At 56.8% G+C, this 9,756-nt stretch carries 12 protein-coding genes; 6 read left to right on the forward strand and 6 right to left on the reverse strand.

Features of this window, described 5'->3' with window-relative positions; genetic code table 11:
• Nucleotides 1-408 precede the first annotated feature (408 nt).
• The gene (locus ACJ8HT_RS23625; RefSeq protein WP_194572436.1) at nt 409-951 is read left to right on the forward strand and encodes a gamma carbonic anhydrase family protein; all 543 of its coding nucleotides are present in this window, start codon (nt 409-411) and stop codon (nt 949-951) included.
• A 38-nt stretch (nt 952-989) separates the two neighbouring features.
• Here ACJ8HT_RS23625 and aroE read toward each other — a convergent pair whose 3' ends face one another.
• From aroE to dprA, 5 genes are read right to left on the reverse strand one after another with little or no spacing between them, the layout of a single operon-like run.
• Nucleotides 990-1,808 (reverse strand): shikimate dehydrogenase, encoded by an 819-nt coding sequence (aroE, locus tag ACJ8HT_RS23630; protein WP_197653596.1) that lies wholly within the window; start codon nt 1,806-1,808, stop codon nt 990-992.
• Nucleotides 1,809-1,819: 11 nt separating this feature from the next.
• Nucleotides 1,820-2,389, reverse strand: coding sequence for an L-threonylcarbamoyladenylate synthase type 1 TsaC (tsaC, locus tag ACJ8HT_RS23635; protein ID WP_049198228.1), 570 nt, complete (start codon nt 2,387-2,389; stop codon nt 1,820-1,822).
• Between the two features lie 7 nt (nt 2,390-2,396).
• Nucleotides 2,397-2,942, reverse strand: coding sequence for a DNA topoisomerase family protein (locus ACJ8HT_RS23640; protein ID WP_019456195.1), 546 nt, complete (start codon nt 2,940-2,942; stop codon nt 2,397-2,399).
• Nucleotides 2,943-2,967: 25 nt separating this feature from the next.
• Nucleotides 2,968-3,441: a DUF494 family protein Smg gene (gene smg, locus ACJ8HT_RS23645; RefSeq protein WP_033650013.1), complete on the reverse strand. Its 474-nt coding sequence runs from the start codon at nt 3,439-3,441 to the stop codon at nt 2,968-2,970.
• Complete coding sequence (gene dprA, locus ACJ8HT_RS23650; protein ID WP_197653595.1) at nt 3,413-4,534, reverse strand: DNA-protecting protein DprA; 1,122 nt, start codon at nt 4,532-4,534, stop codon at nt 3,413-3,415. The genes smg and dprA overlap by 29 nt, the downstream gene beginning before the upstream one ends.
• 133 nt (nt 4,535-4,667) lie before the next feature.
• On the opposite strand from dprA, the gene def reads away from it, so the two are divergent.
• The 5 genes from def (at nt 4,668) to mscL (ending at nt 9,487) form a co-directional block, all read left to right on the forward strand.
• Nucleotides 4,668-5,177 carry a peptide deformylase gene (gene def, locus ACJ8HT_RS23655; protein WP_015379260.1) on the forward strand — a complete coding sequence of 170 codons (510 nt, stop codon included), beginning with the start codon at nt 4,668-4,670 and terminating at the stop codon, nt 5,175-5,177.
• 17 nt (nt 5,178-5,194) lie between these two features.
• Complete coding sequence (gene fmt / locus ACJ8HT_RS23660; protein WP_174137840.1) at nt 5,195-6,139, forward strand: methionyl-tRNA formyltransferase; 945 nt, start codon at nt 5,195-5,197, stop codon at nt 6,137-6,139.
• Between the two features lie 72 nt (nt 6,140-6,211).
• Nucleotides 6,212-7,501, forward strand: a complete 1,290-nt coding sequence (gene rsmB, locus ACJ8HT_RS23665; protein WP_197653594.1) for a 16S rRNA (cytosine(967)-C(5))-methyltransferase RsmB — start codon at nt 6,212-6,214, stop codon at nt 7,499-7,501.
• Between the two features lie 55 nt (nt 7,502-7,556).
• Entirely contained in the window at nt 7,557-8,933 is a 1,377-nt protein-coding gene (trkA, locus tag ACJ8HT_RS23670) for a Trk system potassium transporter TrkA (protein WP_004929716.1), read from the forward strand.
• A gap of 137 nt (nt 8,934-9,070) precedes the next feature.
• Entirely contained in the window at nt 9,071-9,487 is a 417-nt protein-coding gene (mscL, locus tag ACJ8HT_RS23675; protein ID WP_015379263.1) for a large-conductance mechanosensitive channel protein MscL, read from the forward strand.
• A gap of 56 nt (nt 9,488-9,543) precedes the next feature.
• Here mscL and ACJ8HT_RS23680 read toward each other — a convergent pair whose 3' ends face one another.
• On the reverse strand, nt 9,544-9,750 hold the full coding sequence (locus ACJ8HT_RS23680; RefSeq protein WP_033639242.1) for an alternative ribosome-rescue factor A: 207 nt from the start codon (nt 9,748-9,750) through the stop codon (nt 9,544-9,546).
• Nucleotides 9,751-9,756 lie beyond the last annotated feature (6 nt).

Below are 9,756 nucleotides of genomic sequence, written 5' to 3' on the forward strand. Positions count from 1 at the left end.
ATCCGAAGATGCTGGATATCGTCTTGTGGAGTGCCCACACAGATTGTCTGATAAATTGTTAAAGAGCAGTGAGTTAGGCGCTTTCGCTTGCTAACTCGAGGTGGCGTATATTACGCTTTCCTCTTTCAGAGTCAACCCTAATTTTCAGGATTTTTTCTCTTTCTTCCCGGCCGCTGCGTGAAGTGAATCACTTGCGCCGTGTCGATGGAGGCGCATTATAGGGATCCGAGTTTTTTGCACAACCCCTTTTTTGATCTTTTCTTTCTGTTTGCACACTTTTCAGCCCTTCCGGGTGGATCTTGTGCGATCAGGGCCATTTTCCGCAGGATCCGGCGCTGCCGTTGGTTGTAATTCCATCGTCAGAGTCTAGTATTGCCGGTAAATATGATCCCGACGTGAGGCAACATTATGTCCGATGCAGTACGTTCTTATCTTCAATACACCCCCAAACTCGGTCAGCGCGTCTTGATCGATCCTTCCAGCGTCGTGATCGGCGACGTCGATCTGGCGGATGACGTCAGCATCTGGCCGCTGGTCGCTATCCGCGGTGACGTCAATGCGGTAAAGATCGGCGCGCGCAGCAATATTCAGGACGGCTGCGTACTGCATGTGACTCACCGTTCAGAACACAACCCTGACGGTTATCCCCTGCTGATTGGAGAAGACGTGACCGTGGGCCATAAAGCGATGCTGCACGGCTGCGCCATCGGCAACCGGGTGCTGGTCGGTATGGGATCGATCCTGTTGGACGGTGTAGTAGTAGAAGACGACGTAATGATTGGCGCCGGCAGTTTGGTGGCGCCTGGCAAGCGCCTGGCGAGCGGTTATCTTTATATGGGCAGCCCGGCACGCCAGGTTCGGCCGTTGACCGCCGCCGAGTTGGAGGGGTTGCTTTATTCTTCTAACAACTATGTACGCTGGAAAGACGAATATCTGTCGGAAGATATCTGATGGGCGCCCCGTTCCCTGTAAAGAGAACGGGGTAGAATTTATGCCGCCAGCTCGCTGCGCAGCTGGCGCAATACCGGCTCGATCTCTGGCATCACTCCGTGCCAAAGCAGGAAAGCATGCGCCGCCTGCCCCACCAGCATCCCCAGCCCATCGGCATATTCCGTAGCCCCCCGCTGCTGCGCCCAGGCCAGGAATGGCGTGACGCCCTGCTGATAGAACATGTCATAGCAACGGGTTTGCGCGTTGACTACGCCTGCGGGCAAGGCCGGGATCTCCCCGCTGATGCCGGACGCCGTCGCATTGATCACCAGATCGAACGCTTGCTGATCCAGTTGATCCATCGGCGCCTCCGCGATTTCCCCCAAATGCCGGAAAGCGTGGGCCAACTCTTGAGCCCGGCTGAAGGTGCGGTTAGTGATCGTGAGCCGGCAGCCGAAAGACAGCAGCGGTAGGATCACACCGCGCGCTGCGCCGCCGGCGCCCACCAGCAGAATGCGATCCTGCGGCCGGATCAATTGTTGACGCTGTAGATCGGTCAGCAAACCGATGCCGTCGGTGTTATCCCCCAATAGACCGCCATTCGGCAATACCTTCAGGGTATTGACCGCACCGGCCATCGCTGCACGCTCGCTCAGCTCGGAGGCGAGCTCATAAGCACGCTCTTTGAAAGGCACCGTGACGTTCGCCCCCAACCCTCCGGCGTGGATAAACGCCTGCAGGCTGGTTTCAAAACCGTCCAACGGCGCCAACACCGCTCCATAAGGATGCTCAATGCCAGTCTGGGCAGCGAACAGCGCATGAATTCGCGGCGACTTGCTGTGACCGATAGGGTTGCCAAATACCGCAAACTTCTCCATGCCCATTACCTCTAGCCCTGACGGATCTGTTCGCCGGTCAGAGCATCTCTGATTTCGGAAGGATTAAGACGGCCACCCACCTCGCCGGCCAATACCGGGAAAGCAGTGCCGAATTGTCGAGTGACTTCATCCGCACTGCGGCACGGCTCCAACCCACTGAGATTGGCACTGGTCGATACCAGCGGCTTGCCGTACTGCCGACACAGTTGCTGCACCAACGGGTGATCGCTAACGCGCACCGCCAGCGAGCTGAAACGCCCGGTCAGTAAACGTGGCGTCTCCGGGCGAGCAGGCAACACCCAAGTTACCGGCCCAGGCCAGCTGGCGAACATCGTCGCGCGCTGCTGTTCGCTGAGCGCACTGTCGTCGATATAAGGCTTAAGCTGCGCATAGTCGGCGGCGATCAGAATCAGCCCCTTTTCCCACGGCCGCTGTTTCAACGCCAACAGCGCATTGACCGCCTGTTCGCTGTCGGGATCGCACCCCAGGCCGAATACCGCTTCGGTAGGATAGGCAATCACCTGCTGTTGATGCAAAGCATCGATGATAGATACAAGGTTCGGGCTTAATTCTGAGTTCATGATGTGATTATTCTGTAGTCGCGACGGGTTTTCCGCACAGCTTGCTGGCACAGCAGAGGACGGGGCCTTTTGCCGTGCGCTTTTCCATCAGCAGCGGATAATGGCAATAGGCACATTCACCGGCGACGGGTTTAACATTGAGGGCAAATTGGCATTCCGGGTAACGATCGCAGGAGTGAAAAACCTTGCCATAGCGCGACTTACGCTGCAGCAGTTTGCCCTGACCGCACTGCGGACAGGTAATGGCGGTTTCGTCAGGCTTATCGATCACTTCAGTGTGATCGCACTGCGGATAATCGCTGCAACCGATAAACATGCCATAGCGCCCTTGGCGCAGCACCAATGTCGCCTGGCACTTCGGGCACTGCTGCCCATCCAGCACCTTGACGATATGCCCATCGGCCTGCGCTTTCAGCGGGCGAATATATTGGCATTCAGGGTACTGGGAACAGCCGAGGAAGGGGCCGTGGCGACCGCTACGAATCACCAGCTCGGCCCCGCATTCCGGACAGGGTTCATTTTGCCTGGCGGCAAAAATCGCGTTTTTTGTCATAACGTCTTCTATGCGCGTTATCGGCTCAATGCAGATAACCTTCGTTCACTTCAAACAACAGTTCTTCCATTTGCTGATAGGCGCTTTCATATCCGGGGATATTAAACAGCACCATCAACACGACCCATTTCAGATCTTCGAGATCGAATTCCGCATTATCCAAGGCCATAACGCGGTCGATAACCATTTCACGGGTTTCGAGGTTCAATACCTGAATCTGTTCCAGGAACAGGAGAAAACCACGGCAGCCGGCGTCCAAACGCGCGCTTTCCTCTTCGGTGTAGATCCGCATCGCCAGCGGATCGGCATCCATAAAGTAAGGCGCATTTTGACCTTCTTGCAGGTCAGCCAACTTCTCAAGCCAATTCAACGCGTTGTAGATATCATCCCGATGAAACCCCGCCTGAGCGAGATCATCAGTCAGTTGATCCTGATCGACGCGCATCTCTGGTTCATTGTGGATATAAGTTTCAAACAAGTACATGAGTACGTCGAACATGGCTTGCCCTCCTTATTCGGACATAGCCGCCGGGTACAGCTGCGATCCACCCTGCTAACTCCAGTTCGAGTAACTTGATTACCACCACTGGCACAGGTTGGCCGGCACGTTCAGCGACGACGTCAACAGGTGTCACCTCATCTCCTACGTTAGCCAACACATCGACAAATGGCAATTCAACTTCAGCCTGCGACGCACAAATAGTTGTATTTTCGTTCAGTGGCAGCCAGTGAAGGCCGCTTCCCAGCAATTCTGCGATATCTTTAGGCCCGGTGACCAGGTGCGCGCCCTGTTGGATCAGCCAATGTGTCCCCTCGCTCATCGGGTTCCCTAACGGCCCCGGCAAAGCGAACACTTCACGCCCCTGCTCCAGCGCATAGCGAGCCGTCACCAGAGTACCGCTGCGCAACGAGGCTTCTATGACCAAAACGCCCTGACTCAGCCCGCTGATAATACGGTTACGGCGCGGAAAATGGTCGGCCAGAGGCAAATCGGTGACCAAATGATCTGAAATCACCGCGCCGCCCTGCTCGACAATCTGCTCCGCGAGCCTGCGGTGCCGGCGTGGATAAACATTGGCCAGCCCGCTGCCCAACACCGCTACCGTGCAACCACCGGCCGCCAGCGCTGCGCGATGGCAAATGCCGTCGATGCCGATCGCCAAACCGCTGGTGATGGTGAAACCGCAACGCGCTAATTCCTCGGCAAAATGGTTAGCCCAACGCTCGCCGTAGTGACTGAACTGCCGGCTGCCAACCATGGCGAGCTGCGGGCGCAGCAACGCCTGAGGATCGCCCTCGATCAGCAGAAACAGTGGCGCATCGTCGATCTGGGCCAGGCGTTCCGGATAGCCGACCGCTCCGTAGTTCAGCATACGGTGCGCCGGCTCCTCCAGCCAACGCAGGGTCGCGGCCAGATAACCGGGATCCACCTGGTTGAACTGCGTCTGCTGCCGTTCGTCCAACCACAGCTCATGCAGCACGCGGCGAGGCTCGCACCCCATTTGCGATAGCTGCCGCACGATCCGGCTGGCCACAACGGTCTGCAGCCCCGTTACCCCTCGCATCCGTAAAGCAATCTCTTCCGGCCGCATCGTCTGTTCCCTCAGCAAAAACGGTGGTATTACCAATCTGAGCAATTGGTGCGCAATGCTGTCAATCAGGCCGGGAAATGTCTAGAATAGAGGTTAAACCTCGTTCATTACTCGGATACAGATCTAAAGATATATGTCAGTCTTGCAGGTATTACATTTCCCAGACGAGCGTCTGCGCAAAGTCGCAGCGCCGGTAAAAGAAGTCAATGCAGATATCCAGCGCATCGTGGATGATATGTTTGAAACCATGTACGCAGAGGAAGGCATTGGCCTGGCTGCGACTCAGGTGGATATCCATCAGCGCATTATCGTGATCGACGTCTCCGAGAATCGCGATCAGCGCCTGGTGCTGATCAACCCGGAACTGCTGGAAAAAAGCGGCGAAACCGGCATCGAGGAAGGCTGTCTTTCCATTCCCGAACAGCGTGCGTTGGTACCCCGTGCCGCGCAGGTGAAGATCCGCGCGCTGGATCGCGAAGGCAAACCTTTCGAGCTGGAAGCGGACGATCTGTTGGCGATCTGCATCCAGCACGAGATGGATCACCTGATGGGTAAACTGTTCGTCGATTACCTGTCGCCGCTCAAGCGTCAGCGCATTCGTCAGAAACTGGAAAAAATGGCCAAGCTTCAAGCCCGCGCCTAACCGATCAGGAAATCAACGTGTCTGACTCTTTACGGATTATTTTCGCCGGAACACCAGACTTCGCAGCGCGTCATCTTGACGCGCTGTTGTCATCTGAGCACCAGATTGTCGGCGTTTTTACTCAGCCCGACCGCCCGGCAGGCCGCGGCAACAAGCTGACGCCAAGCCCGGTCAAAGTGCTGGCTGAACAACACCAACTGCCGGTCTTCCAGCCCAAATCGCTGCGCCCCGAAGAGAACCAACGCCTGGTGGCCGATCTCCACGCCGACGTGATGGTGGTGGTTGCCTACGGGCTGATCCTGCCGCAGGCAGTGCTGGATATGCCGCGTCTCGGTTGCATCAACGTACATGGTTCGCTGCTGCCTCGCTGGCGCGGCGCGGCACCGATCCAGCGTTCGCTCTGGGCCGGCGACAGCGAAACCGGCGTGACCATCATGCAGATGGACGTCGGTCTCGATACCGGCGACATGATGCACAAGATTGCCTGCCCGATTGAGAGCAGCGATACCAGCGCCAGTCTCTACGACAAGCTGGCACAGCTCGGCCCGCAGGGCATGCTGACTACGCTGCGCCAAATGGCAGACGGCAGCGCCACCCGCGAAGTGCAGGACGAAGCGCTGGTCACCTACGCAGAGAAGCTGAGCAAAGAAGAAGCTCGCCTGGACTGGACACTGTCCGCCGCTCAGCTGGAGCGTTGTATCCGCGCCTTCAACCCTTGGCCGGTCAGCTACTTCACCATCGACGATCAACCGGTGAAAGTGTGGCAAGCCAGCGTACTGGCGCAAAGCGCCAACGCGGAGCCAGGCACCGTTGTCCATGCCGACAAGCACGGCATTCAGGTGGCGACCGCCGACGGTATCCTCAATCTGATCCAACTGCAGCCCGCGGGCAAGAAACCGATGTCGGCGCAAGACCTTTTAAATTCACGTCGTGAATGGTTTACCCCGGGTAACCGGCTGTAAGTCACCCCACTGCCCGGCCGTTCATCGCCGGGCCGTTATTTTCTTAATGCCGATCGTTATCAGCTTCAGCCTATGAAAAATAATTACAATCTCCGCAGCATCGCTGCCAAAGCCATCGGCCAGGTGCTGGATCAAGGGCAGTCGCTCAGCACCGTCCTGCCGGCGCTCCAAACCACCATCAGCGATAAAGATCGCGGGTTGCTGCAGGAACTGTGTTTCGGCACGCTGCGCGTGCTGCCGCAGCTCGAATGGTGCATTCAGCAATTGATGGCCAAGCCGCTGACCGGCAAGCAGCGCACGCTGCACTATTTGCTGATGGTCGGCCTGTATCAGCTGCTGTATACCCGTATCCCGGCGCACGCCGTATTGGCGGAAACCGTGGAGGGCGCGGTAGCGCTGAAACGCCCGCAGTTGAAAGGCCTGATTAACGGCGTCTTGCGGCAACTCCAGCGCCAGCAGGAAGAGCTGCTGCAGCGCACCGCCAACAATGACAGCCGCTATCTGCACCCAAGCTGGTTGCTGAAACGCCTTCAACAAGCCTATCCCGCCAACTGGGAACAGATCGTCGACGCCAATAACCAGAAGCCACCGATGTGGCTGCGCGTCAACCGCCTGCATCACACCCGGGAAGCTTATCTGCAGTTGTTGACCGACGCCGGCATCGCCGCAGAACCTCACGCAGACTATGCCGATGCAGTGCGTTTGCTGGCGCCTTGCGCCGTGACCGATCTGCCTGGGTTCGCCGACGGCTGGGTCACAGTGCAAGATGCCTCAGCCCAGGGCTGTGTCGATCTATTGGATCCGCAAGACGGTGAACAGATCCTCGATTTGTGCGCCGCGCCTGGCGGCAAAACCACGCATATTCTGGAAGCGGCACCGAAAGCGCACGTCATGGCGGTCGATATCGACGAACAGCGCCTGGCGCGGGTGAAAGAAAACCTGCAGCGCCTGCGTTTGCATGCCGAAGTTAAGCTGGGTGATGGCCGCACCCCGCAGCAATGGTGCGGTGACAAGCAGTTCGACCGGATCCTGCTGGACGCGCCCTGTTCCGCCACCGGCGTGATCCGCCGTCACCCCGACATCAAATGGCTGCGCCGCGATCGCGACATCGCCGAACTCGCCGCGCTGCAGGCCGACATCCTGGAAGCCGTCTGGCCCCATCTGAAATCGGGTGGCGTGATGGTTTACGCCACCTGCTCTATCCTGCCGGATGAAAACAGCAGCCAGATCGCCGCGTTCTTGCAGCGCCACGCCGATGCCAAGCTGGTTGAAACCGGCGATGCGCAGCGGCCTGGGCGGCAGAATATCCCGCATCCCGAGGACGGCGATGGCTTCTTTTACGCTAAGCTGATTAAAATGTAATGCTTCGGGGCGTGCGTGCGCGCCCTAAGTCTTTCAGTGTGAAGCAGAGAACACGATGAAAATAATTATTCTTGGTGCCGGTCAGGTTGGCGGGACGCTGGCGGAAAACCTGGTGGGTGAAAACAACGATATCACCGTCGTCGATACCGATTCCGGTCGTCTGCGGCAGCTGCAGGATAAATTCGATCTGCGCGTGGTTCAGGGGCACGGCTCTCACCCTCGAGTGCTGCGCGAAGCCGGCGCGGAAGACGCCGACATGCTGGTCGCCGTCACCAACTCCGACGAAACCAACATGATCGCCTGCCAGATCGCCTATTCTCTGTTTAATACCCCCAACCGTATCGCACGTATCCGCGCGCCGGAATATATCCGCGAGTCGGAGAAACTGTTCCTGCCGGAAGCGGTGCCGATCGACCATCTGATTTCACCGGAACAGTTGGTCATAGACTATATCTACAAGCTGATTGAGTACCCCGGCGCGTTGCAGGTGGTCAATTTCGCCGAAGGCAAAGTCAGCATCGCCGCGGTTAAAGCCTATTACGGTGGCCCGCTGGTCGGCAATGCGCTCTCTTCGATGCGCGAACACATGCCACATATCGACACCCGCGTCGCCGCAATTTTCCGCCAGGACAGACCGATCAGGCCGCAAGGCTCGACCATTATCGAAGCCGGTGATGAAGTCTTCTTCGTCGCCGCATCACAACACATCCGCGCGGTGATGAGCGAACTGCAGCGGCTGGAAAAACCGTATAAGCGCATCATGATCGTCGGTGGCGGCAACGTCGGCGCCGGCCTGGCCGCCAAGCTGGAAAAAGACTACAACGTCAAACTGATCGAGCGCAATCAGCAACGCGCCGCCGAACTGGCCGAGCAGCTGCACGATACCATCGTGTTCTACGGCGATGCCTCCGATCAGGAGCTGCTGGCCGAAGAGCACGTCGAGCAGGTGGATGTCTTCATCGCTATCACCAACGACGATGAGGCCAACATCATGTCCGCCATGCTAGCCAAGCGCATGGGCGCCAAGAAGGTAATGGTATTGATCCAACGCCGCGCCTATGTCGATCTGGTGCAAGGCAGCGTGATCGATATTGCCATTTCCCCCCAACAGGCGACCATTTCCGCCCTGTTGGGGCACGTGCGCAAAGCGGATATCGTCAGCGTTTCGTCGCTGCGCCGCGGCGTGGCGGAAGCGATCGAAGCGATTGCCCACGGCGATGAAAGCACCTCCAAAGTGGTCGGCCGCATCGTCGAAGACATTAAGCTGCCACCGGGCACCACCATTGGTGCGATCGTGCGTGGCGACGACGTGATCATCGCCAATGGCAACAGCAAAATCGAACAGGGCGATCACGTCATCATGTTTATTACCGACAAGAAATTCGTACCGGACGTTGAACGCTTGTTCCAACCAAGCCCGTTCTTCTTGTAGAACGAATTTATTTGGCGATGGTCTATAATCGCGTAGTTGTTCTCTGCCTTGGGAAGAGATAAAACTTCTCTCCTTTTGTGGCAAAGGGAAATTGCTTTGTTAAACTTGAGTTATTAATTCTGCAAGGGGTGCGTTCTATGAGTATGTTGAAAGAGTTTCGCGAATTTGCCATGCGTGGCAACGTGGTCGATCTGGCCGTCGGTGTGATTATCGGTGCTGCATTCGGCAAGATTGTTTCGTCCTTCGTGGCCGATATCATCATGCCACCACTGGGCTTACTGATCGGTGGTGTCGACTTTAAACAGTTCCATCTGGTATTACGTGAAGCTCAGGGCGCCGTGCCGGCGGTAGTAATGAATTACGGTTCATTCATCCAAACCGTGTTCGACTTCGTGATTGTCGCCTTCGCCATCTTCCTGGCGATTAAATTGATGAACAAAATGCGCCGCAAGCAGGAAGAAGCGCCGGCAGCGCCGCCAGAACCTACTGCAGAAGAGAAACTGCTGACGGAAATTCGTGACTTGCTGAGCCAGCAACAGCAGCCAAAACTGTAAAACAGCGTTTGGTTATGCCAATAAAAAGCCTCCTTATAAGGTGGCTTTTTTAATGCTTAAAACCAGAAGGCCAGTGGTAAATTATCGCTTGATAGTTTACCACTGGCCTCCCAGTTACCGCCTTTGTTGTGTTTTTCTTTACGCCGGTAGCTGCCTTTGCCTTTCACATTCTTTTCTACTCGTTGACGGAATAGCGGATCATGCAGCAGCGCCTCAATGGCGTTATCTTGAATCTGACCTTTAGTGTGACGATATTTCGTCATGATAAT

The organism is Serratia sp. CY44782 (assembly GCF_052168715.1).
GTDB lineage: Bacteria > Pseudomonadota > Gammaproteobacteria > Enterobacterales > Enterobacteriaceae > Serratia > Serratia nevei.

Excerpts from the sequence above, each read along its gene's own strand:
- mscL (WP_015379263.1), top strand. The coding sequence starts at position 9,071 with ATGAGTATGTTGAAAGAGTTTCGCGAATTTGCCATGCGTGGCAACGTG.
- aroE (WP_197653596.1), bottom strand. The coding sequence starts at position 1,808 with ATGGAGAAGTTTGCGGTATTTGGCAACCCTATCGGTCACAGCAAGTCG.
- dprA (WP_197653595.1), bottom strand. The coding sequence starts at position 4,534 with ATGCGGCCGGAAGAGATTGCTTTACGGATGCGAGGGGTAACGGGGCTG.
- ACJ8HT_RS23680 (WP_033639242.1), bottom strand. The coding sequence starts at position 9,750 with ATGACGAAATATCGTCACACTAAAGGTCAGATTCAAGATAACGCCATT.
- ACJ8HT_RS23640 (WP_019456195.1), bottom strand. The coding sequence starts at position 2,942 with ATGACAAAAAACGCGATTTTTGCCGCCAGGCAAAATGAACCCTGTCCG.
- ACJ8HT_RS23625 (WP_194572436.1), top strand. The coding sequence starts at position 409 with ATGTCCGATGCAGTACGTTCTTATCTTCAATACACCCCCAAACTCGGT.
- tsaC (WP_049198228.1), bottom strand. The coding sequence starts at position 2,389 with ATGAACTCAGAATTAAGCCCGAACCTTGTATCTATCATCGATGCTTTG.
- rsmB (WP_197653594.1), top strand. The coding sequence starts at position 6,212 with ATGAAAAATAATTACAATCTCCGCAGCATCGCTGCCAAAGCCATCGGC.
- smg (WP_033650013.1), bottom strand. The coding sequence starts at position 3,441 with ATGTTCGACGTACTCATGTACTTGTTTGAAACTTATATCCACAATGAA.
- trkA (WP_004929716.1), top strand. The coding sequence starts at position 7,557 with ATGAAAATAATTATTCTTGGTGCCGGTCAGGTTGGCGGGACGCTGGCG.
- def (WP_015379260.1), top strand. The coding sequence starts at position 4,668 with ATGTCAGTCTTGCAGGTATTACATTTCCCAGACGAGCGTCTGCGCAAA.